Source organism: Chitinophagaceae bacterium C216, from assembly GCA_028485475.2.
Taxonomy (GTDB): Bacteria; Bacteroidota; Bacteroidia; order Chitinophagales; family Chitinophagaceae; genus Niabella; species Niabella composti.
In genome coordinates, this window is record CP144143.1 from 1,576,761 (window position 1) to 1,602,004 (window position 25,244).

At 39.8% G+C, this 25,244-nt stretch carries 21 protein-coding genes; 8 read left to right on the top strand and 13 right to left on the bottom strand.

Annotated features, from left to right (window positions below):
- Positions 1-9: 9 nt before the first annotated feature.
- Positions 10-6,297: an alpha-2-macroglobulin family protein gene (locus PIECOFPK_RS06575; protein WP_409966777.1), complete on the bottom strand. Its 6,288-nt coding sequence runs from the start codon at positions 6,295-6,297 to the stop codon at positions 10-12.
- A gap of 97 nt (positions 6,298-6,394) precedes the next feature.
- Between PIECOFPK_RS06575 and PIECOFPK_RS06580 the strand changes: the two genes are divergently transcribed.
- Positions 6,395-7,258 (top strand): phosphodiester glycosidase family protein, encoded by an 864-nt coding sequence (locus tag PIECOFPK_RS06580; RefSeq protein WP_330974485.1) that lies wholly within the window; start codon positions 6,395-6,397, stop codon positions 7,256-7,258.
- A gap of 79 nt (positions 7,259-7,337) precedes the next feature.
- Here PIECOFPK_RS06580 and purU read toward each other — a convergent pair whose 3' ends face one another.
- From purU to PIECOFPK_RS06605, 5 genes are read right to left on the bottom strand one after another with little or no spacing between them, the layout of a single operon-like run.
- Positions 7,338-8,168: a formyltetrahydrofolate deformylase gene (gene purU, locus PIECOFPK_RS06585; protein WP_330974484.1), complete on the bottom strand. Its 831-nt coding sequence runs from the start codon at positions 8,166-8,168 to the stop codon at positions 7,338-7,340.
- 43 nt (positions 8,169-8,211) lie between these two features.
- Complete coding sequence (locus PIECOFPK_RS06590) at positions 8,212-9,522, bottom strand: HAD-IIIA family hydrolase (protein ID WP_409966778.1); 1,311 nt, start codon at positions 9,520-9,522, stop codon at positions 8,212-8,214.
- The gene (locus PIECOFPK_RS06595) at positions 9,515-10,090 is read right to left on the bottom strand and encodes an SIS domain-containing protein (protein ID WP_330974482.1); all 576 of its coding nucleotides are present in this window, start codon (positions 10,088-10,090) and stop codon (positions 9,515-9,517) included. The genes PIECOFPK_RS06590 and PIECOFPK_RS06595 overlap by 8 nt, the downstream gene beginning before the upstream one ends.
- A 37-nt stretch (positions 10,091-10,127) precedes the next feature.
- Positions 10,128-11,150 carry a dehydrogenase gene (locus tag PIECOFPK_RS06600; protein WP_330974481.1) on the bottom strand — a complete coding sequence of 341 codons (1,023 nt, stop codon included), beginning with the start codon at positions 11,148-11,150 and terminating at the stop codon, positions 10,128-10,130.
- 42 nt (positions 11,151-11,192) lie between these two features.
- Positions 11,193-12,353, bottom strand: coding sequence for a glycosyltransferase (locus PIECOFPK_RS06605; protein ID WP_409966779.1), 1,161 nt, complete (start codon positions 12,351-12,353; stop codon positions 11,193-11,195).
- A 91-nt stretch (positions 12,354-12,444) separates the two neighbouring features.
- On the opposite strand from PIECOFPK_RS06605, the gene PIECOFPK_RS06610 reads away from it, so the two are divergent.
- A complete protein-coding gene (locus PIECOFPK_RS06610; RefSeq protein WP_330974479.1) occupies positions 12,445-13,101 on the top strand; it encodes a protein-L-isoaspartate(D-aspartate) O-methyltransferase in 657 nt (218 codons plus the stop codon).
- Positions 13,102-13,110: 9 nt separating this feature from the next.
- Complete coding sequence (locus tag PIECOFPK_RS06615) at positions 13,111-13,785, top strand: LysE family translocator (protein ID WP_409966780.1); 675 nt, start codon at positions 13,111-13,113, stop codon at positions 13,783-13,785.
- A 4-nt stretch (positions 13,786-13,789) separates the two neighbouring features.
- Here PIECOFPK_RS06615 and PIECOFPK_RS06620 read toward each other — a convergent pair whose 3' ends face one another.
- Positions 13,790-15,106 (bottom strand): (Fe-S)-binding protein, encoded by a 1,317-nt coding sequence (locus PIECOFPK_RS06620; protein WP_330974477.1) that lies wholly within the window; start codon positions 15,104-15,106, stop codon positions 13,790-13,792.
- Between the two features lie 91 nt (positions 15,107-15,197).
- Between PIECOFPK_RS06620 and PIECOFPK_RS06625 the strand changes: the two genes are divergently transcribed.
- On the top strand, positions 15,198-15,698 hold the full coding sequence (locus tag PIECOFPK_RS06625) for a phosphoribosyltransferase family protein (protein WP_409966781.1): 501 nt from the start codon (positions 15,198-15,200) through the stop codon (positions 15,696-15,698).
- Here PIECOFPK_RS06625 and PIECOFPK_RS06630 read toward each other — a convergent pair whose 3' ends face one another.
- From PIECOFPK_RS06630 to ltaE, 3 genes are all read right to left on the bottom strand, one after another.
- Complete coding sequence (locus PIECOFPK_RS06630) at positions 15,699-15,998, bottom strand: hypothetical protein (RefSeq protein WP_330974475.1); 300 nt, start codon at positions 15,996-15,998, stop codon at positions 15,699-15,701.
- 175 nt (positions 15,999-16,173) lie between these two features.
- Positions 16,174-17,829 (bottom strand): glucose-6-phosphate isomerase, encoded by a 1,656-nt coding sequence (pgi, locus tag PIECOFPK_RS06635; protein ID WP_330974474.1) that lies wholly within the window; start codon positions 17,827-17,829, stop codon positions 16,174-16,176.
- Positions 17,830-17,868: 39 nt separating this feature from the next.
- On the bottom strand, positions 17,869-18,888 hold the full coding sequence (gene ltaE, locus PIECOFPK_RS06640; RefSeq protein ID WP_409966782.1) for a low-specificity L-threonine aldolase: 1,020 nt from the start codon (positions 18,886-18,888) through the stop codon (positions 17,869-17,871).
- A 199-nt stretch (positions 18,889-19,087) separates the two neighbouring features.
- Between ltaE and PIECOFPK_RS06645 the strand changes: the two genes are divergently transcribed.
- The 4 genes from PIECOFPK_RS06645 to tpiA all read left to right on the top strand — a co-directional run bounded on the left by PIECOFPK_RS06645 (position 19,088) and on the right by tpiA (position 21,960).
- Entirely contained in the window at positions 19,088-19,579 is a 492-nt protein-coding gene (locus tag PIECOFPK_RS06645) for a YajQ family cyclic di-GMP-binding protein (protein ID WP_330974472.1), read from the top strand.
- Positions 19,580-19,713: 134 nt separating this feature from the next.
- A complete protein-coding gene (locus PIECOFPK_RS06650) occupies positions 19,714-19,962 on the top strand; it encodes a type B 50S ribosomal protein L31 (protein WP_330974471.1) in 249 nt (82 codons plus the stop codon).
- A gap of 128 nt (positions 19,963-20,090) precedes the next feature.
- Positions 20,091-21,197 carry a putative sugar nucleotidyl transferase gene (locus PIECOFPK_RS06655; RefSeq protein ID WP_409966783.1) on the top strand — a complete coding sequence of 369 codons (1,107 nt, stop codon included), beginning with the start codon at positions 20,091-20,093 and terminating at the stop codon, positions 21,195-21,197.
- A gap of 1 nt (position 21,198) precedes the next feature.
- Positions 21,199-21,960: a triose-phosphate isomerase gene (gene tpiA / locus PIECOFPK_RS06660; protein WP_330974469.1), complete on the top strand. Its 762-nt coding sequence runs from the start codon at positions 21,199-21,201 to the stop codon at positions 21,958-21,960.
- 40 nt (positions 21,961-22,000) lie between these two features.
- On the opposite strand, the gene PIECOFPK_RS06665 is transcribed toward tpiA, so the two are convergent.
- The 3 genes from PIECOFPK_RS06665 to PIECOFPK_RS06675 form a co-directional block, all read right to left on the bottom strand.
- Entirely contained in the window at positions 22,001-22,864 is an 864-nt protein-coding gene (locus PIECOFPK_RS06665) for a TIM barrel protein (RefSeq protein ID WP_409966784.1), read from the bottom strand.
- 72 nt (positions 22,865-22,936) lie between these two features.
- Positions 22,937-23,818, bottom strand: coding sequence for a hydroxypyruvate isomerase family protein (locus PIECOFPK_RS06670; RefSeq protein WP_330974467.1), 882 nt, complete (start codon positions 23,816-23,818; stop codon positions 22,937-22,939).
- Positions 23,811-25,049 carry a nucleoside permease gene (locus PIECOFPK_RS06675; RefSeq protein WP_409966785.1) on the bottom strand — a complete coding sequence of 413 codons (1,239 nt, stop codon included), beginning with the start codon at positions 25,047-25,049 and terminating at the stop codon, positions 23,811-23,813. The genes PIECOFPK_RS06670 and PIECOFPK_RS06675 overlap by 8 nt, the downstream gene beginning before the upstream one ends.
- Between the last annotated feature and the right edge of the window lie 195 nt (positions 25,050-25,244).

The following is a 25,244-nucleotide window of genomic DNA, read 5'->3' on the forward strand; positions in this document are numbered from 1 at the left end:
TGCTGACCTTTATTCAATAGTGATGCGCATCCCCTCGCTATGAGCAGTGAACTCGGGCGCATACATACATTGAATACTGGTAATACCGTTGCTGAAGTTGCCAGTAACACTTGCATGTAAGCTATACTCAAATACATATGTACCCTTGGGAAGATAGTCGAAGAAGAAATGGGTGCCAGCGTCTTTTGTGGTTTCATAATAGCCTAGCCCACCTTGCCATTTGTATTGGCTTAAAACGTTTACGGGTTCCAGTGCTGAGGCTCTCATGTCTTTCATGTGTACGAACTCCATATCTCGATCTACTTTCAGCTCTATACGCACTTTGATTTTATCGCCTACTTTTATTTTGTCCTCTACCGTAATAGGCATTAATACAGGCCCTCGCTCTGTATTTCTTTCAATAAACAGCTTCTTATTGAGCTGTAGGGGGGTGGCCGCGGTGGTAATTTTGTCAAGATCTTCAAGGTACTGCCAATACACACTTCCCCAGGTTGGTAAGGAGGCATTAGATGGAGTTTGCTCCACGTTTACGGTTATATTGCCCATATCCGGTCTTACCTTATAACCTTCTATTACTTTTTGGAAATAACCTGTACCGGCTTCACTTTCTGTATTATCAAATGTAGTATTTCCGAGTGCAACACTTACTTGTGGTGTTATACTTGTCCAGTCAGAGCCACGCAGTAAAAGTGCATACACTGCCTCGGCAGTGGCTTTTGTGCTTTCCCATTTGTTCGTTTGTTTATTCTTCAATAACCATGTTCTTAAATCATCGGCAGTTTTACTGTCTTTGGTGATTTCTTCAAATGCTTCTATAATCAATGATTGTGTTTCAATGGGTGCTTCATACCACCACCAGCTTCTGTATGTATTTTTATAATACATACCTAGCTCTTCATGTCGTATTGCCGTTTCATCTAAAGATTTTAAAATAGCTTTAGGTGTAATCTGATCATTATTTCTATGCAATGCCAGAGCAATCATTGCCTGCATATACTTATTTTGTTTTGTCCAAGTCTTTTGAGCTCGTTCAATAAGGTATTTTACAACCGGCTCGGTAGCTGTCGGGATTTTGTTTTGCGGGAAGAAACTACGCATGTAGAGATAGTGAATGAAGATATAAGAAGGAGTATATCTCTCGAGGTTTATTTTGCTTTCTTTGAGCATGTCATACTCCCGTTTAATTCGTGCATCTACATAGGGTAAAGCTTTTTGTAAAATACGATTCAGATTGGCTTCCTGCACGCCACTTACTGCTTTTAATTTTTTAAGATGCCCGATTCCAGTCAAGATATACTGCGTGATATAAAGATTATCTAATCCGCCTTTAAACCAAGCGAAACCTCCATTGGGTGTTTGTAGTTCTTTTAACTTTTCATATGTCTTGTGTAGTGCTGCGTTCATTTTTATCAAATCGAAGAGCAGCGCTATATTTTTCTTTTGTTGAGATTCGTTTTTAGCAGCCAGTACCCATGGCGTTTCTTCCAGTAATATCGATTTTAATGTTTCATTTTTGTGAAGATTACTTAACAGGGCACTGCTATCCTGTGTCTGCCAATGTTCAAATATTTCTTTGATTTTAGGTATTTGATCTACGATGTGATGTGCTAGTGCATTAGCGAAATAACGATTCCAAGTTTGCTCGGAGCATTCGTAAGGATATTCCATCATATAAGGAAGTGCCTGCACAGCATACCATACCGGATTGGATGTATATTCAATTGTGAGAGATTGAGTAGTTAAAGTTTCGCTATTGCTGCTATTTATTAATTTATCGAACTTAAAGGTTCTCGAACCATTACCTCTCATATGGAGAGGCATAGCTTCTGTTACTAACATGCGGTTTGTTAGAACTGGAAGTATATTCTCTTCTCCATCACTCAAATTCTGTCCCTGGGCATTTACCGAATCTGTTTTAGCGATAATTCTCCAGGCGATTGCTTTATTAAAGTGATAGGGCACTTCGATAGGGAATTGTATAGCCTGACTTTCTCCTGCACCGAGGGTAAAGTATTGTTGCGGAATAACATTTTTAAACCAACCATCGACAGTGTCGTAGGTTTCCGCATCAAATAACTGTAAAGAGGCAATGCCGGTAATTTCTTTATCAGAAAGATTTACCACTTTAGCGCTAAAATGTAGTTTATCTCCTTCTCTTAAAAATCTGGGTGGATTGGGTTGTACCATTAAATCTTTTTGTGTGATGATTTCGTGGGTGCTATATCCAAAAGCCAGATCCTTGGTGTGCGCAAGTGCTTGAAATTTCCACTTTGTAAGCGCTTCAGGAATGGTGAAGGTGAAGCTGATATTACCGTCCTTGTCTGTCTTCAGTTTGGGGAAGAAAAAGGCGGTTTCATTAAAGTTGGTACGTATTTGTATATTGTCGTTCTTGAGATGATCACTTTGTTGAGTATCGGGTAGCGGTGCTATTACTTCTTCATTTTTTACTGTCGGGGCTTCACTCATATTTACAAATCCTTCGGCATTGCTGTCTACTGCTTTCGCCATGGCAAGACCAGATACTCTACCAGATAATACATGATCAATGGTATTCTCGTATAAAATATTACTTGTAGATATGAATATAAATCTGTCGTACTCTTTTTTAAAGCTTTCTATTGATGTGGAATAGCTTCCTTTTTCATAAGCATCTACTTTTTTAAAATTTGAATATGCTGTCCAGTCAGTTCGGTTGTAATAGTTGTTCCATATGTATGGAACTTTCCAATGGTGAGGGTAGAACTGGTCTAAAGATGCGTCATACATACTTGCCATTACTTCTGCCAGTACTTTCTCCTTTTTATTGCCTGATATTTTGATAGTCCATTGTTCTTCGGATCCCGGTAGTGTTTTATCTCGGAATGTACTGTATTCAACTTTTAATTCTTTGTTAGACCAAGGAACAACTATTGTATGTTGCTTTTTGAAGAGTCTGTTATGCCTTACAAATACAAAGTTGACACCATAGCCACCTCGATCGTTTTCGGTTGCAGCAAACACAAATGTTTTATTTCCGTTGTTGAGTTTGTGGTAATCAAATTGACTGTCTTCTTTTTGAATGTGTTTGATTAAAAAGATATCATTTGCAGCTGTGGTGAATTCGATATTTGCTTTTTCTCCAGGTTCTATTGTGCGTGGTGTAGATGTTTCTATATAGCTTAGAGCGTTTGAGTGTTGCTGTTTGCCATAGATTTCTATGTAACGAACATCTTTAATCTCGTTGCCATCACTATCTTGAGTGGTTACCTGTAGTGCGTATCGTCCTGGTTGTATTGCTTTTGTTGAGTGCAGTGTGAATATACCTGAATCTTCTGTCATGCCCGATTGCTGTAGTACCACTGCGCCTCTTTTCCAAGAATTTGGATCGTCTTCATTGTCATAAATGTCATTTGGAAAATTGTGTACATAAGTAGCCTTGTCGATTGCGAACTGATCAGGTTTTTCCCAGTAACGTGGGCGTAATAATCGTTGTTCGGGTATCAACTCCGTAATAGTTACTTGAATATTGGTTGGGACGAAATTGCCCGCCATATTTTCTGTACGGATGTGCAAAGTTTTCAGACTATCTATGTGTACTTTTTCATCGATGGTTGTTTTCAGTAATATAGATTTGTACCCAGCTGATACATATTGGCTACCGCTTCGGGTTTCACCATTGATATCGGTAACATCCACATAGATTTTATAATGAAATACAGGGTCGGTTTTTTTATCCAGTTTTAAATCCGGAAGAGCTGTAAATGAAATTTGGAAGAAACCTTTATCATCTGTACTAGTTGTGCCATGAGCGATTTGTGCCGAAGCTGTTCTGGGCCAGAACCAGCTACGTAATAACCAGGGATAAGGAAAATAAACTTCTCGCACTATACGATATTTAACTTGTGCTCCACTGATATTGTTACCGGCATAAGCTTTCGCAAATCCAGTTACTTTTATTTCGTCATTTACCTTATAAGCTTCTTTAATCGCTTCAAACTCTACATAAAATTTAGGGCGCTTGTATTCTTCCACTCGGAAGGAAACGTTGCCATAATTTTTTTTAGTGCGAATGCTGAATAGCCCATTCAACCCGCTTGCGGGTAGTGTAAATTGCCCGCTAAAAGTACCATATTCATTTGTGGTAAGCTGAAGTGTGCTTACTTTCTGCCCATTTGCACTGTAAAGTATGATGGAGTCTTTGTATCCTTCATATACGACCGCTTTTTTGCCATCACTTTGCTTTTTAATGACAAGTCCTTTAAAGTATACCGTTTGTCCCGGTCTGTAGATACTTCTATCGGTAAATAAAAAAATTTGGGGTTTGGTATCTGTAGTGTGGTTGTCAAAATTTGAATAGCTGTAATATGTGAAGTTGCTTTTCTCAAGAAAGAGTCTGTCATTTTCATGTTCTATTTCAAAAAGTAGCTCTTTTCTTTCATTTGGGTTTAAGTTGGATGTAAGAGTTATTGTAGCCTGTCCATCTTTATTTGTAATGTAACTACCCACTTTCTCTTTTCTTTGTTTTGATGTAGTGTAATTGTAACGCGATTGCCACAAGTGTACTTTTGCATTAGATAAGGGGTGTCCTGTATTGCGATGTAAAACGAATATGTTGTTTTCAAATGTTACATAACTGATATTAGAGATATGAGTAAGAGCGGCCGCTAGAATATTATCCTTAGTGCTGAAATTATCTTCAATTGATGCAATAATAAAGTATTCTCCTATAGGTAATGGATCAATTTTGATTTCCACCAGATGTTCTTGTAGATCGTTAGTTTTAGGTAGTTCTTGAGCCCAACTTCTGATAGGGGTTTTATGGAGAAGACTGGACCAGATGGAATCTCTGTAGCTATAATCTGCAAAATCTTTTTTCAATGCTTCATTTGCTGAAATTATGCGTAGATGAATATTCTGAATGTTTTTATATCGAATTAGCATTCTGAAGGGTAAATCCGGAATGTTGACGTTTTCCACCTCACAGCTAAGTTGTGGAGTAAGGAGTTGTTGTTTGAGGTTGTATGCATTGACCCAACCTTCACTTTTTTCTTGTTGCTTTAAAATAATAGCTGTTATTTCTCTGGCTTTTATGCGTTCGTAACGATAGGCGGTATCTTTATTGGGAGTATATTCTTTTCCTAAATCAGCATGCCATTCGGCCATTAAAAAATATGCTTGAGCTGTGGCCGGTATATTCCCAAATTTTTGGGTAATCTGTTTTAAAGCATGATAATAGAGAATATCATTTAAGTTAGCAGGGGAAGTGGTAATTGGTAATTCGGGATAAGAAGATATACTTTTAGTAATGACGTGTATGGCCCCGTTTAAGGCTTTGTTACCGTATAGTGCAACAGCTTCTTGAGGAGGAATGATTTGAACCGATTCGATCAAATCCATCGGCATATCTAGAGCGTGAACGGGTTGTCCATCTACTATATAGAATGAACGGGTATGATCTTCGGGAACTACAAAATGGGATCGTACAAATTGTAATCGTTTCAGATCTACGTCTATTAGAGCATCCGGTTTGGGATCATTTAAGTGAAAGCGTATCAATTTCTGATAAATTAGTAGCGCTACGTATTTAGGTGCAGTAGAATCGGTCGTAAGTAATTCGGTATTTGCAAAGGCGGTGGCAGGAGCAAAAGCATCAGCTTGTTTGATTTCGAATTTATTTTCTGGTTGGATGATCTCTATTTCGTCGTTTTCAAAATAATCTAATGCTTCATGAGCCAAAAGGTCAAATAGGGTGGGTCTTAAATGTCGACTGTTGCCTTTCTGGATGAGAGCATCGTACGGCTCAAGTTTTGTTTGCTGAAGTTGTTTTGAGTTTTGTAATGAAGCGAGATATAATTCAGTAATTTTTTTATGAAAATCTTCGGCACTCCATGTGGCTATGTCATCTTTTTGATATGTGGGGGTATTCGTTCTATTGTATAATTTGTATCGGATGTCTTGAAAAAATTCCCAGTAAAGCGTTGCGAGATAATTTCGAAGTATGGATGCTGCGGGTTCTGTGCTTTGGGTGATTTCATCTTCTATTTCTTTGATGCTTTTTTCCAGATTGTCTTCGCGATTCTCATCTTGTAGTTGTGTAATATACATCAGCGATTTAATCACTTGTGCATCTTGTTTTTGGGCCTTGGCTTTTTGGTATATATCTTTTACTATCTTTAAGGCAGAGGTAGGGCGTCCTTCCTCTATCAATTTTTCTACATTCAGCCAGTCCGTTTTGTAGTATTCAGTTTGAGCATTACTTTTCATCACGGTAAAAATTATAATGGTCAGGATTATGATGGTATGTAAAGATTTTTTCATGTTTTTCAATAAACTTTTAAGATTCCGTTTCAATTGATGCAAAAAAATTAAAACTGCATAAAAGAAAGCTTGTATTTTTATGAAATAACGTATAACTATGGTTCGCTATTTATTAAGTATAGTGCTTTTTCTTTTTTTCACTTCGTTTGGTAATGCCCAGTATTACGACTCGGTGTGTGTAGTAAATGCACCTTGGAAGGTGGAAAAACTGGGTCCTAAAGTAAAGTTATATCATTATCACTTCACTAATGGCAAATTATTTAAAGCCAATCAGCATATTAGTTTTATAGTGGCGAAGAATAAGAGGGCTTGGTATGAGTTTGCCATGGCGGCCGAACCTCGACAATTGCGTACCGTAAGTGATTTTGCTGGACAATATGAGGCGATAGGGGCTATTAATGGTAACTTTTTCGATATGAAGAATGGAGGTGCTGTGGACTTCACAAAAGTGAACGGAGATGTTATCAATACAAATAAGCCGGGTAAAAATGGAAAACCGGAGTTCCACCAAAAGGCTGCTGTGGTAATTGACGATAAAGGAAGTATCGGGATTAAAAAATGGGATGGGCTAGTAAACTGGGATGAGTGGTTGAAAGAGCCACATGTGATGTTTACCGGGCCTTTGTTACTCCTAGATAGACAAATAGAGAAACTGGACTCGAATAGTTTTAATGTAACCAGACACCCGCGTACTGCTGTTGGTATTGCGAAAAGAGGAAAAGTGATTATGCTGGTGGTGGACGGCCGTCATACTAATTCGGCGGGGATGAGTCTTTTTGAGCTCACCAAGGTGATGCGCTGGTTGGGATGTGTCAGTGCTATCAATTTAGATGGGGGAGGGTCCTCTACTTTATGGGTAAAAGGAAAAGGTGTTGTAAATTATCCCTCCGATAACAAAAAATGGGACCATGAGGGTGAAAGGAAAGTTGCTAATATCTTATATTTGAAAAAACGTAAATAATATTTATTCGCGAAAGTCAACTTCAACTAACTGCTAGAAAAAATGCCGAAGGGTAAAAATCCTCGGCATTTTTATTTGATTAATTATCAAATACAATTGTTTTGTTGTGGTATACGAGTACTTTATCCTGTAATACCAATTGCAGAGCATGTGCCAGCACCGATTTCTCTATTTCTCTTCCGAGTTTTACCATATCTCTTACCGAATGTGCGTGATTTACCGGAATTGTTTGCTGGGCAATAATGGGCCCTTCATCCAATACATTGGTGACAAAATGTGCAGTGGCCCCGATGAGTTTTACTCCACGCTCATGAGCCTGTTTGTACGGATGAGCTCCTACAAATGCCGGCAAGAATGAATGGTGAATATTGATGATTTGAGACGGGTATTGTTGTACAAACTCTGGTGAGAGGATGCGCATGAACTTGGCTAGCACGATATAGTCAAATTTGTATTGAGCAAGTGTTTGCAAAATTTCCTGTTCAAATACATGTTTTTCTTTGCCTTCATGCGTGATGTAGTGAAAAGGAATATCAAATTTTTCGGTGAGTGACTGTAAAATGTCATAGTTCCCTATGACACATTCTACTGAAGCTCCAAGTGTGTTAAAATAATTGCGCAGTAGAATATCTCCTAGGCAATGGTATTCCTTTGTTACCAGAACCGCAATTTTCTTCTTGACATAAGGGCGTATGCTGATTTCTGTATCTGCAGGTAAGCGGTTCTTAATTTGATTTTGGAGTTGTTCTAAATCGGTCTCTCCACTAACTTCCACACGAATATAAAAGCGATTTTCATCTACATGAACATACTCCTTCATGGATACGATATTTAGATTAGCGGCGGCCATGATAGCCGCAATATCTGCCACTAGTCCTACTCTGTCGCTACATTGTAATAGTATAACCATCTTACTTTATTAGCTTTAATGTTAGTTGAGCTATATTCACTCTTTAAATCTGATCAACAAAGGCTTTTAGACTTTCGAACAGCAAATCTATATCAGAATGCGGTAATGTAACATTTTTATTGGTTGTAGTTACGAAAACCGTGTACATGCCCGCATAGCGTCCAAATTTCATATCACTAAGACTATTACCTACGATAATGCATTTCTCCGGCTGAATGTCAGGAAAGTCCCGAATAGCCTGAAAAGCCATGCCCGGATTCGGTTTACGGTAAAATGCCAGGTCATCGATATCGGTACAGTAATAAATGCGCTCAATATTTCCTCCGACTTGCTTTACGCTTTGCAGCATTTTTTCATTCATGGTTATGAGATCCTCGTGTTGGATAATACCTCTGCCTACGCCACGCTGATTGGTGACAACAATAATACGTTTAAACTTGTCGGAAAGCTTTTTGAATAATGCGGGCGCCCCTTTTGTGAATACGAATTCATCGGGGGTTGTGATATAGTCTCCCGGCTTGTCTTCATTAATCACCCCGTCTCTGTCGAGAAAAAGTGTCCAGTCATCATGGATGTCTGATAAATTCAATAGAGGCCTAGCAAATTCTTGCTGTGCACGGTTATAATCTTCAGGAATACCGATATCGATAAAATAAGCATCTTGTTCTACTCCTGAGAACTTTTTATCAGTAATAAACCGCTCCAAATAATCCTTTTCAAAGGAAAATTTTGTGGGAAATAGTTTTTGTAAAAAACTTTCTTTATTAATAAGGTATACGCCTGCGTTGATCAGTCCTTGAGCGTAATATTGTTTTTCCTTAAAATGCGTAATAGTATTGTCTCCGGCCAGCGCTACCACTCCATATCTATCAAAGTGCAGCATGGGTTTTAATGCCAGCGTACATGCTGCATTGGATGTAAGATGTTGCTGCAACATTTTTGCTGCATCAAAACGGAATAGGGTATCCCCATTAACGATAAAAATGTTCTCTGTTTTTGTTTTCTGCAAAGCAAATTGAATGGCACCTCCGGTTCCCAGAGGTTCATCTTCGATAACGCATTCATAGTCCAGCGTGGGATATTCTGCTTGAAGCCAGTTCAGGATGGCCTCATGCATATATCCTAGACTAAAAATTAGTCGACTGATTCCCTGCATGCGCAGATGATTAATAACGTAGTATAGAAAAGGTCTCCCTGCTACAGGTGCCATACATTTGGGTAAATCAGGAACGGCACTTCGTAGGCGTGTACCCAAACCTCCAGCTAGAATAATGGCTTCGGTCTGTTGTAGATTCTTAACCGTAAGATGTTGCTGTTGGCTCATCAAAAACATTCCCATTGATATGTTATCCAAAAATTCTTTCTTCAACCAGCTGACAAATAATATGCCCTAGCAACATATGGCTTTCCTGTATGCGAGGGGTATCAGTAGCAGGTATATTAATGAGGTAATCACTCAGGTCTTTCATGGCACCACCTGTGCTACCTGTAAATCCTACTGTAATCATGCCTTTGGCTCGTGCAGTTTCAAAGGCTTGTACAACATTTTTAGAATTTCCGGAGGTACTGAGGCCAATTAGTACATCGCCGGGTTTCCCCAATCCCTGAATCAGCCTTGCATAAATAAGATCAAAACTGTAGTCATTTGCTACAGCTGTGAGGTAGGAGGTGTTGCAATGTAATGCTTCTGCAGGCAGTGCTTTTCTATCTTTATAAAATCTTCCGCTGAACTCTGCTGCCAAGTGTTGAGCATCTGCAGCGCTACCGCCATTGCCGCAAAAGTAAACGGTGTTGCCACTCTGAAATGCCGCTACAATAGCGTCGGTTACATTGCTTACGATTTGCAATAATGCTTCGTTTTGCAACACTTGCTGCTTTGTGAATATAGATGCCTGAATAAGTTCCTGTATCTGTTGTTTCATTAAAAATGAATTTGTATTATGATATTTGCCTGCTAAGTTAAACCGTCCAGGTTTTTAGGCCATGCTTGGTAAACTGATAATTGTGTGGTTTGCCGCCAAACTGTTCTAGTGCTTGAATGACTTTGTATTTGGTATTGCCAGGGCAATAAAAAATCATAAACCCGCCGCCCCCTGCACCACTTATTTTCCCTCCGGTCGCTCCTGCACTTTTAGCAGCATAGTAAATATCATCGATAAGCTGGTTATTTATTCCAGATGCCATTCGTCTTTTTTGTTCAAAACCGATGTCAAGAATATGGCCTATCTGTTCGAGCTGTCCTTTGAGCAATGCTTCCTTCATCAACTGAGCTTGTTCTTTTAATTGATGCATCGCTTCGATGGAGCTTTGATTTCTTTTGACTACATTTTGACTTTGCTCCTCTATAATCTTCGCCGATTCTCTACTGGTAGAGGTGTAATAAAGTAGTAAATTATTTTCTAATTCGTCCAAATAGCGTTGACGGATGCGCAAGGGGTTGACAATAACTTTGTCATCACTGTAAAACTCCATAAAGTTTACGCCTCCAAACGTTGCGGCATATTGGTCTTGGCGTCCTCCGGCTAATTGAAGGTCTTTTCTTTCGATATCATAAGCATAATGGGCGATGTCGTATTCTCCCAATGGTAGTTGTAGCATTTCTGCAAAAGCGCCCACGATTGCCACTACAAGTGTGGAAGAGGTGCCTAGGCCTGAGCCGGCTGGTGCATCTACATAGGTGCTCAGCTTGATACCTTTTTTCTCAAACGGGTAGTCTTTCTGAATTCGGTTGTATACGCCTTTTAATAGATCCAAATGTCCGTTTAAAGGGAGCATGGTAGCCCACTCGAATATTTCTTTTTCATCTCGGTCAAATGCTTCCAGAATTATTTTGTGTTCTTCAATCTCTTCAATGGTGGCGTAAGCATTCAAAGATATGGTGGCATTGAGAATAGCGCCTCCAAACTCATCGCAGTACGGGCTTACATCGGTACCGCCTCCGGCCAAACCAATTCTGAGAGGTGCTTTACTTCTATGTATCATACTGATATTTCAAATCGTTTAGTATATGTTTAATAAGAATATTTATACTTTGGAGATAATGGCTTCTGCTATATTCCCCCAACCGTATTTTTGTTTTTCATTTTGAAGATGAGGGATAAAATGTTTTTCTCCCAATTCATAAAACCGACGGATACCCTCTGCGATGGACTGTGGTTCCGGTTGAACGATTAATCCACATTTTTCATGAGGCACTAAGTCCGGCAATCCGCCTACATTGGTTACAACCATCGGTTTTTCGAAAAAGTATGCCAAAGGGGTTACACCGCTTTGAGTAGCATTTTTGTAGGGTTGTACCAACACATCTGCAGCACACAAATAATACTTTACTTCACTGTCTGCAATAAAGTTGGATTTTAATATTACGATATCCTGAATTTGCAATTCTTGGATTAAATCAGAGTAAGGTTTTTCATCTTCGTAAAATTCCCCGGCTATTAAAAGTTTGAGATTAGGAATTTGGTTTTTTAGCAGGGCAATGGCATTTAATAATAAATCCAGTCCCTTATATTTCCTTATAAATCCGAAGAATAAAACAATATTAGCCTCTTGGGGTAAATTTAGGTGTAGTCGGGCTGTCTCTTTAGAAATGATAGCTCCGAAATTATCATATAAAGGATGTTGCACCAATGCAGCAGGAGCTTGAGTAGTAAAAGTTCTGAGATCCTTCATTACCTTTTCACTCATGGTAATGAAGCCATCCACAGGTTTAATAAAATATTTCGTAAAGGCAGTATCGCCAGGTCTCTTTTCATGGGGTATGATATTATCGGCAATGCATACGATTTTAGCTTGGCCACTTTTTTTAGCTGATCTTAAAATAGTACCCAGTGCAGGTCCCATAAATGGCAGCCAATAACGCACCACAATAATATCGGCATTTTCTTTTTGTAACTGCCGTCCTACTTTCAGCCAGTTTAGTGGATTTATGGAGTTGATAACTGTTTTAATCGGAATGCCTTCCGGAGCCGGTTCATCCGAATATTGCGTCTTACCGGGGAATAGCAGAGACGGATATTGCAGGCTAAATGAATAAATAGTACAATCATGACCCATTGCAATAAATTCTTTTGCAAGTCGATGATTAAATGTTGCCAATCCTCCGCGTAAAGGATGCGCCGGGCCTATGATAATGATTTTAGCCATATATAGGGCAAATATAAATGATAGTTGTAAGGTATACATATCTGCTATTTTTAGTGGAAAAGATTGTGATAAAATAAGTTCTGAAGGTCGCTTCTCGCCAACTTATTAACTAATCATTTACATTTGCTGTATGAGGCGTAGTTATGAAGATACTTACAGGCACAAGGGATTAAGAAAAAAACTTGTTGAGGGTATCCGGAGCAAGGGTATTAAGGATGAAAATGTGCTCAACGCCATCAATACGGTACCTCGACATTTTTTTCTGGACTCAGCATTTGATGATGTGGCTTATGTAGACAAGGCTTTTCCTATTGGCGAAGGACAAACCATTTCTCAGCCTTATACTGTTGCGTACCAGTCGGCGTTATTGGAAGTGAAAAAAGGAGAGAAAGTATTGGAGATCGGTACGGGCAGCGCTTATCAGGCGGTGATATTGGCTGTGTTGGGCGCGATGGTATATACTATTGAGCGGCAGAAGAAGTTATATGATGAAAACAAAAAGTTTACTTATCTCAAACAATTTCCTACAATAAAGTTTTTTTATGGCGACGGCTATGAAGGCCTCAAAGCCTACGCCCCCTTCGATAAGATTATCATTACGGCCGCCGCACCGGAAATTCCTCCAAAACTTCTGGAGCAGCTGAAGGTAGGAGGGAAAATGGTTATACCTGTGGATATTGGTAACGTGCAGCAAATGCGTCGTATTACAAAACTGGAGGATGGTATCGATATCGAGTATTTTGACAACTTCTCATTTGTTCCCATGTTGCAAGGTCGAAATTCATAAATACTACCCATGAAAGGCGCGCTACGGATTTTTTTTACCGGAATGTTGGTGAGTTTTTTGGGTAGTCTACCATTGGGTACGCTCAACATTGCCGCTATGCAAATTGCCATTGCAGAGTCGGTGCGAAACGCGTTACTTTTTTCATTGGGTTCATTGACTGCAGAAATGATATATGTGCGTCTCTCGTTGGTAGCCATGGACTGGATTCGGAGGCAGGAAAAAATTTTTAAACTTTTCGACTGGCTGGCACTGCTTATTATTATAGCCCTAGCAGTAAGTAGTTTTATAGCGGCATCACATCCTCATGAAAACAGGAATGTTATCCTAAATAATAATTTACCGTCTTTCCTTTTGGGGTTAGCTATGAGTGCGGTTAATCCCATGCAAATTCCTTTTTGGTTTGGTTGGAGTACGGTATTATTTGCCAAGAAAATTCTATTGCCTGTAAAGGTTCATTATAATTTTTACACTATTGGCATCGGAATAGGTACACTATTGGGTAATTGTGTTTTTATATTTGGCGGAAGGCTGATTGCATCTAAAATTCAGAACAATCAGTCTGTTGTTAACTATGCCATTGCTGGAATCTTTGTGCTTACAGCACTAATTCAAATATGGCGGATGGTGGTAAAAAAGAAAGACTTCAGTAAACAGCTACATGAAGCTGAACAAAAAAAACAATAGCGGTTTAGCTTTCTGCCATCCATTTACTACGGTCTTCGGGACTAAATTTCCAAGGTGCAAAATTGTTTTCGATATTGCTAAACATGGCATTCCATTCCTGTGGAGCATTACTTTCTTCCATGATCAACTGACGACGTAATTGCAGAATAATGTCCAGAGGATTGATGCTAACCGGACATTCTTGTACACAAGCATTGCAGGTGGTGCAGGCACGCAACTCTTCTACGGTGATATAATTATGCAACAGGCTTTTACCATCACCGTTCCAGGCTTCGTCTTTAGATTTTTGTTGGATGATTTCTTCGGCCCGGTCGCGTGTATCCATCATAATCTTACGTGGCGAAAGCTTTTTGCCGGTAATATTGGCAGGACAAGCGGCAGTACATCTTCCGCATTCGGTACAGGAATAGGCGTCTAGAATATTTTTCCACGAAAGATCGGTTACATCTTTAGCTCCAAAACGTGTAGGTGGAGTCGCATCCGTAGGAGCCAATTCGGGCTGCATGGCATATAATACTTCCTGCTGCACCTGTGGCATATTCTCCATCTTTCCCAAAGGAGTAAGTCGCGCATAATAAGCATTGGGGAATGCCAGAATAATATGTAAATGCTTAGAATAAGGCAGATAGTTAAGAAATGCAAATATGCCGATGATATGCAGCCACCAACAAGTTCTTTCTACTCCAATAAGCTGGGAATTGCTCATGCTTTGTAATAACGGATGTAGCCATTGAGAAATTATGAAGTTGCCGGTATTGGCTTCGGTATAATGACTGATACCTCTTTGTTGCAAAAGGGTATCGCCACTGTTCATGGTGAGGAACAGCAGCATCAATATAATTTCGGTAAACAATATGTAGTTGGCATCACTACGAGGCCAGCCGTCCAGTTCTTTGCTGATGAAGCGCTGTAGTTTGATAATATTTCTTCTGATAAGAAATATTGCACAGGCAACAATAACCAGCAATGCCAGTACTTCGAAGGCATTAATCAAAAAAAGATATAAAGTCCCTAAACTGTTAGCAAATAATCTATGCGTGCCTAACAGTCCGTCTAAAATAATTTCTAGTATTTCTATATTGATAATAATAAATCCGGCGTATACCAGAAAGTGCAATACTCCCACTAGCGGGTTGCGGAACATTTTTTTCTGTCCGAAAGCCAAGAGCAGCACATTACGCCAACGTTGCGCTTTATTGTCGGCGATCTCTTCCTCAACACCAAGCTGGATAGCTTTTCTTATTTGTCGGATTTTTTTAGTGAAAAGGGTGACCGCTGTAACGACAAGCAGGAGGAATAATATTTGTTGCAGAATATGCATACAGTTTGGATTATAATTGCTAATTTACGTTATGTAAGCGAGTATTAATATTTTTGTTGATTTAAGTTAGGATTTAAATGTCCAAGGAAACATGGCTAAAGAGAAAAAATATATTTTAAGTAGCGACATTGTGAACCGGAAGTTGAGCCGGCTGGCACTGGAGATAATTGAGGGCAATATGGGGGAGAAGGAGCTTGTTTTTGTGGGAATAGAATCCACGGGTGTTATTCTTGCAAAACGGCTGCAACAACTGGTGGAGGCTCAATCTGTTTTAAAGGTAGAGCTCCTAACAATGTCGATGAATAAGCAAAAGCCGGAGGAAATTGTATTAAGCAAAGAATTGAATTTTGATAATAAAGTTATTGTTATCATTGATGATGTTACCAATACCGGCAAAACATTGCTATATGCGATGAAGCCTTTTCTAAGATTTCATCCACGTGCCATACAGACATTGGTATTAGTAGAAAGAAGCTATACCCAGTTCCCCATTAGAGCCAATTATAAAGGGTATTCCCTTGCTACTACCTTTCAGGAGCATATTACAGTAGAAGTAGAAGGCGATAATATTACGGGTGTATATCTGTCTTAATTAGTGATCTGTAGAATCTTTTTTCCACAAATTAGGTATGTCATTGGGTGCAGGAGTTCTGTGCTTGCGTGCATTGGGCATCTGTTCGCGATAAGCGGGCAAGATGCAGGGCATGTTATCCTGTTTTAGGCGTCCTACCTTTCCATATTTGTAGGTATACTTATGCGAACTGTCTAGTAAAGACGGATACTTTCGATCTGAGTGCGTATCGGGCAAAGCAGGGCGTTTCTCTCGAAGCTCATCCTGAGCATTGACGGCTGTGCTGAGTAACATTAAGGCAGCCATGAAAACAGTTTTCATAATTAATGATTTTTAGGCCGTGATGTTGTTCCCTCTTTATAGGGATGCTTGTAGGAGATAAATTACACAACGCGGGCATGGATTTTTTTTAGATTTGAGCAATAATGGTTTATCATAAAAACAATAAAAAAGCAGGGTAGGGATCCCTGCTTTTCAACGTGATATGTAAGGACTTTTATTGTCTCATTTTTTTATACATATTGATGAGTGCATTGGTGCTGCTATCATGACCTGTCACCTCTTCATCTCCCTGTAATTCGGGTAGAATTTTGTTTGCCAATTGTTTGCCTAATTCAACCCCCCATTGGTCAAAACTGAAAATATTAAAGATAATGCCTTGTACAAAGATTTTATGTTCGTAAAGCGCAATCAGTTGACCCAGTGTAAAGGGCGTGATTTTTTTAATTAGGAAAGAGTTGGTTGGTTTATTCCCTTCAAATACTTTGAATGGCGCCAATTTGGCAATAGCTTTACTGTCCAATCCTTGTTTTTTCAACTCGGCTTTTACTTCGGCCAATGTCTTACCATTCATTAAAGCTTCTGTCTGGGCAAAAAAGTTACTGAGTAGTTTGGCATGGTGGTCGCCAATGGGATTATGTGTTTGTGCCGGCGCTATGAAATCGCAAGGAATGAGTTCTGTGCCCTGATGAATGAGCTGATAAAAAGCATGTTGGCCATTAGTGCCGGGTTCTCCCCAGATGATTGGCCCTGTCTGGTAGGTAACTCTTTTGCCGTTTCTGTCTACACTCTTTCCATTACTTTCCATGTTGCCTTGTTGGAAGTAGGCCGCAAAGCGATGCAGGTATTGATCGTAAGGTAAAATCGCTTCGGACTGGGCACCCAGAAAAGTGGTGTTCCACAAGCCTACCAGTGCCATAATTACAGGGATGTTTTTTTCGAAAGATGTTTTTTTGAAATGTATATCCACATCGTGGGCACCTCTCAACAATTCCTCGAAGTTGTCATACCCGATGGTAAGCGCAATAGATAAGCCGATGGCGCTCCATAGTGAATAACGTCCGCCTACCCAATCCCAGAACTCAAACATGTTCTTGGTGTCGATACCAAATTCCTTTACGGCAGCAGCATTAGTACTGAGTGCCACAAAGTGCTTAGCAATATGTTTTTCTTCCTTTGCCTTTTTCAGGAACCATTCTCGAGCTGTATGGGCGTTGGTCATGGTTTCCTGAGTTGTAAAGGTTTTGGAAGCAACTAAAAATAGCGTGGTTTCGGGATTTACTTTTTTCAGTGTTTCTGCTATATGGGTACCATCGACGTTAGAAACGAAATAGGTTTCGATGCCCTTTATTTTGTAGGGTTTCAATGCCTCGGTTACCATCAGAGGTCCTAAATCGCTACCGCCGATTCCTATGTTGACAATGGATTTTATTTTCTTTCCGGTATACCCTACATGTTTTCCCGAGTGTACCGCCTGGCAGAAGTTTTTCATTTTTTTCAGTACGGCTTTTACTTCAGGCATTACGTCTTTGCCGTTGCTTTTGATAGGGTCTTTACCAAAATGGCGTAATGCCACATGCAATACAGAGCGATTTTCAGTTTGGTTGATTGCAGCACCACTGAACATCGCTTTAATGCCGTCGGCCACGTGGGTTTGTTCGGCTAGTGCTAAAAGGGTTTGTAGTGTTTTTGAAGTAATCAGATTTTTTGAATAATCGAAGTATATATCTCCATGTTGTAGGGAGAAAGCACGGGCGCGGTCAGGGTCTTCCGCAAAAAGCTGTCGCATATTCCAATGCCGCGCTTCTTCGGCCTGCTTGAGTAGTTGTTTCCATGCTTTTGTTTTAGTAGGATTAATTGTTGGAAGAGTCATAAATCTCGTTTTTCGGTTTGAATAAATGAAGTTAAATATTTAAAGTGCATTCAGCACCTCGATGGTTCTTGCTACCATCGCTTCAGTAATATCTAAATGAAGAACCAGTCGCACTCTGTAAGGTGCAATGGCATAGCCCAGAATCTGATGTTGTTTCAATTTTTCAACCAGCTCTTTTGCTGTAATACCTTTGGTTTCAAAGATGATGATATTGGTTTCTATAGGTAAAATGCTTGCCACAAAAGGCTTATTTTCCAAAGCCGCTTCAATGAGTCTTGCGTGTTCATGGTCTTTCTGCAGTCTATCTATATTGTTTGTTAATGCATAGATACCTGCTGCGGCTAAAAAACCTGCCTGTCTCATTCCTCCGCCCAGTACCTTTCTGATACGTCGGGCTTGCTTAATGAATGACTTACTACCTAGCAATATACTTCCTACCGGACAGCCCAGGCTTTTGGAAAGGCAAATGGAAATACTATCGAATAACGCACCGTATTGTTGAGGCGACTGGCCTTTTGCTACCATAGCGTTGAACAGGCGAGCCCCGTCTATATGAAATGCCAAATGGTGCTCGGCACAAACCTGTTTTATTTTCTCCAGTGCTTCCCATTCATAACAACTTCCGCCGCCACGGTTGCTGGTATTTTCTACACATACTAGGCTAGTACGTGCTCTGTGCACATCATCAGGCTGAATGGCTTGGCGTACTTGTTCGGCATTGATACGCCCTCTGTCGCCCGATAATAATTTTACAGAACACCCCGAATTAAAGGCAATCCCGCCTCCTTCGTATTGGTAAATATGTGCATCTGCATCGCAGATAACTTCATCACCCGGTTGTGTATGACATTTGATGGCTATCTGATTGGTCATGGTACCACTGGGGCAGAACAAAGCCGCTTCCATACCAAACATCGAGGCTGCTAGGCTCTCAAGCTCATTGACGCTAGGGTCCTCACCAAATACATCATCTCCCACACGGGCCTGCATCATGGTATCCAGCATAGCGGGAGAAGGGCGCGTAACCGTATCGGATCGAAAATCGATATAGGTGTTCATAAAATCAGTTGTGAATTCAAATTTACAGGAATGACAGTATTTGCACGAAGTTTGTGTGTATATTTGACAATACCTGCTTGCCTTGCTGGTGTTTTATGCAGGATATCATTAAGAGTGATTTTATAAGATTGCCTACAGATTTCAGGGGCTGTAGGCTTTGTATACTTATATCGTTTGAACTAAAAGTAAATTTGGAAATATGCCTTCATTCGATTTTGTTAGTAAAGTAGATGCGCAGGCGCTCGATAATGCCGTTAATGTAGTTCATAAGGAACTCTCTAATCGTTTTGACTTTAAAGGCTCGCATCTAGTCATTGATTTGGACCGTAAGAATTATATCTTGAAAGTGGAAACAGAGGATGAAATGAAAATGAAGCAGCTGATTGATGTGTTAATCAATCGAGCTCATAAGCAAGGAATTGCTCCGGAAGCATTTGACCTGAGTAAAGAGGGAGGAATGGTTGGTAAAGCGTGGAAAAAGGAAATTTCAGTGCGCAATGGTATTAAACAGGAAGATGCGAAAAAAATCGTTAAGCTGATTAAGGATACCGGACTGAAAGTACAAGCTTCCATTAACGATAATCTGGTGCGGGTAACCGGTAAGAAAATCGATGACCTGCAGTCTGTTATTCAAGCATCCCGCGGCTGGGATCTGGGAATCCCCCTGCAGGTAGAAAATATGAGGAGCTAGGTAAAAATTTCAGGTTTTGGGCCTAATATTTCTTATTTATCAGTTAATATCTTACCTTTGCGCTCCCTTAAGCGCGAAAAAATTATTTAATAATTGTACGGCAAAATCCGTACAACCTTAAAAATCATATAGTTATGAAACAAGGTATCCATCCTGAAAATTACCGCCTCGTGGTGTTCAAAGACATGAGTAACGGTGATGCTTTTTTATGCAGATCTACTGTAAACTCTAAAGAAACCATAAAATGGGAAGACGGTAATGAATATCCGCTGATCAAATTGGAAATTTCCAATACATCACACCCGTTCTTTACTGGTAAAAATGTGTTGGTTGATACTGCAGGACGTATTGATAAATTCAAAAGAAAATACGCAAAGAAGTAATCTTTCAGGTTTAAAAAATATTTATTATTCTATGGTACCCTGCTTCAGCAGGGTATTTTTTTGCTTGCTGGGTTTCGACAATCGTGTAATTATTACACCTCACATTTTATTATCTTAGCGCCTTCAACATGCGGCTGTTATTTTCCCATACCAATATAGATGTGAAAAACTTATATCCTTTTACTCTTACTAGAAGGGTTGAAGATATCAGGGTGGGGATTTTTACTATTCGGGAAAAATGGCTTAAGGGTTTGGGGCTGCGTGAAAGCGCTATTGTAACCTCCTCAGCTGATGATACGCTTATCATTGCGGCTAATATTGTTCCGGGAAAGGGGATGATAAATAAGGTGAAGAAGCTAAAACCCGGACAGCGCATGAGTGATGAAGCAGGCAATACGCTGGTGCAATATGGTATGACAGTCTCCGGTGAACCTGTTGTTGTGGACGATTTTCTAAGAATTGAGTATTCCTGGAATATATTTCAGTATAACGGTAAGGCGTTGACATGGGACTTTGATCTGGCAAGAAAAGGACGGAAGCCGATGAGCAGCCTGAAAAATATCTACGTAAGTAATAAAAAAAATGTTTTTATAGAGAAAGGGGCTGTAGTGAAGCATGCTATTATTAATGCAGATGAAGGTCCGGTGTTTATTGAAAAAGGGGCATTAATAATGGAGGGTGCGCTATTGCGTGGTCCGCTTTATATCGGTAACGGTGCGGTAATAAAAATGGGCGCTAAGATATATGGTGCCACAACTATAGGTCCGGGGTGTACAGTAGGGGGTGAGGTAAAGAACTCTGTACTGTTTGCTTATTCCAATAAGGCGCATGACGGTTACCTAGGCGATTCCGTAATTGGTGAATGGTGTAACCTTGGAGGGGGAACCTCTAATAGTAATTTGAAAAATACAGGGGGGGATATCACAGTGTATTTACAGCGTCAAGCATTTAAAGTAGGTAAGAAATGTGGTGTGTTGATGGGCGATTACACGCGTACTGCTGTAAACACTTCTATTAATTCGGGTACCGTAATAGGCATTAGTGCCAATGTATTCGGTACGGGTCTTACTCCTAAGTATATCCCTTCATTTAGTTGGGGATATGATGATAAGGTAAAGTACAAGCTGGATAAGGCATTGCAGGATATTGAGCAGTGGAAAAGTTTTAAAAATGCCATACTTACTGAAGAAGAAAAACAACTGATCACTAATATTTATAAAAGTAAAACAAAGTAAAATGAGAAAACAAATTGCAGCAGCAAATTGGAAAATGAATCTGACTTATTCGGAAGGTCAACAATTGTTGAGCGATATATTAAAAGAAAATATTGGCGGTAAAGAAAATCATGAAGTGATTTTTGCCGTTCCGTTTCCTTATCTAGCAATGGCTAAAGAAAAAACCAATGGTATTCAAAATTATCATATAGCCGCTCAAAACTGCAGCCATAAAAAATCCGGAGCTTATACAGGTGAAGTATCTGTAGGTATGCTGAAATCTATCGATGTAAATTATTGCATCATCGGGCACAGTGAAAGAAGAGAGTACTTTAATGAGACCAATGAGGTGCTGGCAGAAAAAGTGAACTTGTTATTGGAAGCTGGTATGACGCCTATCTTCTGTTGCGGGGAACCTTTATCTATAAGAGAAGCGGGTACGCAAAACGAATTTGTTGCTAATCAACTGAAAGAATCCTTATTTCATCTGAATGCAGATGATATTAAAAAAGTAATCATTGCTTATGAACCTATCTGGGCTATAGGAACCGGTAAAACCGCTACCACCGAGCAGGCTCAGGAAATGCATGCTTACCTGCGTTCTGTAATTGCAGCGCAATATGGAGCCGATGTAGCTAATGAGATTTCGATTTTGTACGGAGGAAGCGTAAAAGCTAACAATGCAAAAGAATTATTTGCTTGTGCTGATGTAGACGGCGGACTTGTAGGGGGAGCCTCTTTAATTGCTACTGAATTCGTAGAAATAATAAAAGCGTTGAAATAAAATTCAACGCTTTTATCTTTTTATAAAGCTTTATTTATACTTAAAATACCAGATTATTGAGATAGGCGGCACCTTCCTTCACACAATCCAGAGGTGCTTTTTCGTATGCTTCTTGTTCCAGTATGTAGTACTGCATTCCCAGATTTTTAGCTTCGCCTAAAATAGTTTTGAAATCGATAGAGCCGGTACCTACGATACAGCTATTATTGTCATCGCCGTTAGGACGTGCATTTTTCTTACGGTCTTTGATATGGCATAATTTGAAGCGCCATCTGTAGCGTTTCATCCACTCTACCGGATTTTGTCCGGCTGCAACTACCCAATACATATCCATTTCAAAGTCTACTAAGGCGGGGTCGGTGTGTTCCATCAAAATATCCTGTGGAAACTGATTATTTTGCTGACGGAAGCTGTAGTCGTGATTATGATAGGCAAACCGTAATCCGTTTTTCCGGCATATTTCGCCCGCTTTGTTAAATTCATCCGCAATTTTCTTATAATCGTCTAAAGATCTTTGTGGGCTTACCCATGAGCATATCAGATATTTCATGCCAATTTCTCCGGCTTGGGCAGCCTTTTTCTCAAAATCTTTTGTATGGTCACAGTGGCTGCTCACTATAGTGAGACGTAGACTGTCCATGTATTGTTTAAAACCTTTGTGCCCGAGGCCCCAGAACATGCCTTGAGGTCCTTCGTAACTTTCAATTTCTTTATACCCGAAAGAAGCTAGTTGCTTTAGTACGCCTTTTGGGTCTTTAGGCAAATCGTCTCTGAGCGAATATAATTGAATGCCTAGATTTTTGATGGTGCCTTTGTTAGTATTAGCTTTTCCTCCGAAGCAGGAAGCAAATGCTGCACTCATGGCAGCGCCCCCGCTGAGTTTTAAAAAGTCTTTTCTGTTCATGTCCTCGAGTTTAAATGTTTTCGTTTATGAAAAGTCCTGAAGGACCTCTTTGAATACGGATTGCGCTATTTTCTATACATCACATACATGTACCGCCTCTTCTAGGGCTTTAAGTCTATCTTCCTTGGTTTTTCCGGTGGGAATGAATTCCTGAGCCACATATCCTTTAAAACCGGTTTCTACAATGGCTTTCATGATGGCAGGGTAATATAGTTCCTGCTGGTCATTCAGTTCATGTCTTCCTGGTACACCTGCTGTATGATAATGTGCAATGTACTGATGGTTATCTCTAATTGTCTGTATGACGTTGCCCTCATCTACCTGCATATGATAGATATCGTAGAGCAACTTGAAGTTTTCACTTCCTAGGCGCTTACATAGCTCTACACCCCAGGCAGTATGGTCACACATGTAATCCTTGTGGTCTCGTTTGCTATTGAGCAATTCCATTACCAATACCACTTTGTGTTTTTCAGCAAGGGGTAGAATTTTTTTCAAGCCTTCCTCACAGTTTTTTAATCCGGTTTCATCATCCATACCTCTGCGATTACCGCTGAAGCAGATGAGGTTTTTATATCCTGCTTTAGCTACCAGAGGAATACCTTCTTCATAATCTTTTATGAGGGATGCATGAAACTCTTTTCCGGCAAAGCCATCAGTCAGACTTACTTTTCCGGGAATGTAGCACATGCTACAGGTAAGGCCGTGTTTTTGAATAGTAGGCCAGTCTTTAGGTGCCAGCAGGTCTATAGCTGTTATTCCTATTTTTTTTGCAAATACACACAATTCATCCAGCGGCATATTACCATAAGTCCACTGGGTTACACTGTGATTGATATTGCCCTTTAATGGATACATAATTTTTTCGTTATTAGCATAAGTACTCAGTGGGGAAAGACTTGCAGCAATAGAACCGGCGGCAAGCGTTTTTAATACATCTCTTCTGCTAGGCATTAATTTCAACTTTTTTATCGTTTTTAAATACAAGTGCAAATAGTACACTTACTATAGCCGCGATGGCTGCAGGCACCAACCATACATTGTGCCAGTAACCGACATTGTCAGGATTGGTTGCTTTATAATGTTCGGTTACGAACCCTGCTACCCAAAATCCAATGAGCATACCTACACCGTAGGTGGCTAATGTAATTAGGCCCTGTGCTGAGCTTTTGTATTTTTCACCAGCCTTTGCATCGGTATAAATCTGACCTGATACAAAGAAGAAATCATAACAAATACCGTGCAAAGCAATACCGATAATGAGCATAAATGCTAGTTCGCCGGCATTACCATAGGCAAACAATACATATCTTACTGTCCAGGCCAGCATACCAATAAGAATGGTATTCTTAAATCCAAATCTATTAAAGAGGAAAGGTATTAAGAGCAGGAACAATACTTCAGAGGCCTGGCCGATGGCCATTTTTGCGGTAGGGTTCTCAAGGCCTACAGCTGTTAAAAATGGATTGGCATTTTGGTAGTAAAAAGCCAGTGGAATACAAATTAATATAGATGCAATAAAGAAAATCAAGAAGTTTTTATCCTTTAGTAGTTTCAAAGCATCCAGTCCCAGTATCTGACTTATCGAGGCTCCTTGTTCTGTTTTAGCAGGAGGCGTTTTAGGAAGGGTAAAGCTAAATAATCCCAGTAGCAACGATGCTAGAGACGTCATGAGGAACGTATTTCTTAGTGAGTCGTTAGTAATATTATTTTGTTCATTATCCCAATGGAATACATAGCTGATCAGTACTCCTGCCACAATCCAACCTATCGTTCCGAAAATTCTTATGCTAGGAAATTCTTTTTCGGGATTCGACATCTGACGGAAAGAAACTGAATTTACCAGCGCCAGTGTGGGCATGTACAGAATCATATATACCAGTACATAGGGATAGAACTGTCCTACACTTTCTGCTTTAAACATCATGTACATTAATCCCGCACCAATCAGATGCAATAACCCTAATATTTTTTCTGCATTGAAGAAGCGGTCGGCAATCAAACCAATGATAAAGGGTGCAATGATGGCTCCCCATGACTGCGTGGAGAAGACGTTGGCAATTTCCAAGCCATTAGCCTTGAGGTTGGTTCCTAAGAAGGTTCCGAGGGTTACAAACCATCCTCCCCAGATGAAAAATTCCAAAAACATCATGAGGGATAACTGGATTCGAGTTCCTGATTTCATATGCGTTCGTTATTATGATTTTTTAGAGAAGATTTGATGATAAATGTACAATTATATCCATAAAAAAGCATGTAGCTAAGAAGATTTTCTTCTATTCTTATTGTTATATATAGAGGCAAAATAAATACGGCCCTTACGTTGTGTAAAGACCGTATTTATGATACTTCAATTATATAAGATGTAAAATAATTGCGA

What these genes read in the sequence shown, in the direction of transcription:
- PIECOFPK_RS06575 (WP_409966777.1), bottom strand. Translation starts at nt 6,297, where the DNA reads ATGAAAAAATCTTTACATACCATCATAATCCTGACCATTATAATTTTT.
- PIECOFPK_RS06580 (WP_330974485.1), top strand. Translation starts at nt 6,395, where the DNA reads ATGGTTCGCTATTTATTAAGTATAGTGCTTTTTCTTTTTTTCACTTCG.
- purU (WP_330974484.1), bottom strand. Translation starts at nt 8,168, where the DNA reads ATGGTTATACTATTACAATGTAGCGACAGAGTAGGACTAGTGGCAGAT.
- PIECOFPK_RS06595 (WP_330974482.1), bottom strand. Translation starts at nt 10,090, where the DNA reads ATGAAACAACAGATACAGGAACTTATTCAGGCATCTATATTCACAAAG.
- PIECOFPK_RS06600 (WP_330974481.1), bottom strand. Translation starts at nt 11,150, where the DNA reads ATGATACATAGAAGTAAAGCACCTCTCAGAATTGGTTTGGCCGGAGGC.
- PIECOFPK_RS06605 (WP_409966779.1), bottom strand. Translation starts at nt 12,353, where the DNA reads ATGTATACCTTACAACTATCATTTATATTTGCCCTATATATGGCTAAA.
- PIECOFPK_RS06610 (WP_330974479.1), top strand. Translation starts at nt 12,445, where the DNA reads ATGAGGCGTAGTTATGAAGATACTTACAGGCACAAGGGATTAAGAAAA.
- PIECOFPK_RS06615 (WP_409966780.1), top strand. Translation starts at nt 13,111, where the DNA reads ATGAAAGGCGCGCTACGGATTTTTTTTACCGGAATGTTGGTGAGTTTT.
- PIECOFPK_RS06620 (WP_330974477.1), bottom strand. Translation starts at nt 15,106, where the DNA reads ATGCATATTCTGCAACAAATATTATTCCTCCTGCTTGTCGTTACAGCG.
- PIECOFPK_RS06625 (WP_409966781.1), top strand. Translation starts at nt 15,198, where the DNA reads ATGGCTAAAGAGAAAAAATATATTTTAAGTAGCGACATTGTGAACCGG.
- PIECOFPK_RS06630 (WP_330974475.1), bottom strand. Translation starts at nt 15,998, where the DNA reads ATGAAAACTGTTTTCATGGCTGCCTTAATGTTACTCAGCACAGCCGTC.
- pgi (WP_330974474.1), bottom strand. Translation starts at nt 17,829, where the DNA reads ATGACTCTTCCAACAATTAATCCTACTAAAACAAAAGCATGGAAACAA.
- ltaE (WP_409966782.1), bottom strand. Translation starts at nt 18,888, where the DNA reads ATGAACACCTATATCGATTTTCGATCCGATACGGTTACGCGCCCTTCT.
- PIECOFPK_RS06645 (WP_330974472.1), top strand. Translation starts at nt 19,088, where the DNA reads ATGCCTTCATTCGATTTTGTTAGTAAAGTAGATGCGCAGGCGCTCGAT.
- PIECOFPK_RS06650 (WP_330974471.1), top strand. Translation starts at nt 19,714, where the DNA reads ATGAAACAAGGTATCCATCCTGAAAATTACCGCCTCGTGGTGTTCAAA.
- PIECOFPK_RS06655 (WP_409966783.1), top strand. Translation starts at nt 20,091, where the DNA reads ATGCGGCTGTTATTTTCCCATACCAATATAGATGTGAAAAACTTATAT.
- tpiA (WP_330974469.1), top strand. Translation starts at nt 21,199, where the DNA reads ATGAGAAAACAAATTGCAGCAGCAAATTGGAAAATGAATCTGACTTAT.
- PIECOFPK_RS06665 (WP_409966784.1), bottom strand. Translation starts at nt 22,864, where the DNA reads ATGAACAGAAAAGACTTTTTAAAACTCAGCGGGGGCGCTGCCATGAGT.
- PIECOFPK_RS06670 (WP_330974467.1), bottom strand. Translation starts at nt 23,818, where the DNA reads ATGCCTAGCAGAAGAGATGTATTAAAAACGCTTGCCGCCGGTTCTATT.
- PIECOFPK_RS06675 (WP_409966785.1), bottom strand. Translation starts at nt 25,049, where the DNA reads ATGAAATCAGGAACTCGAATCCAGTTATCCCTCATGATGTTTTTGGAA.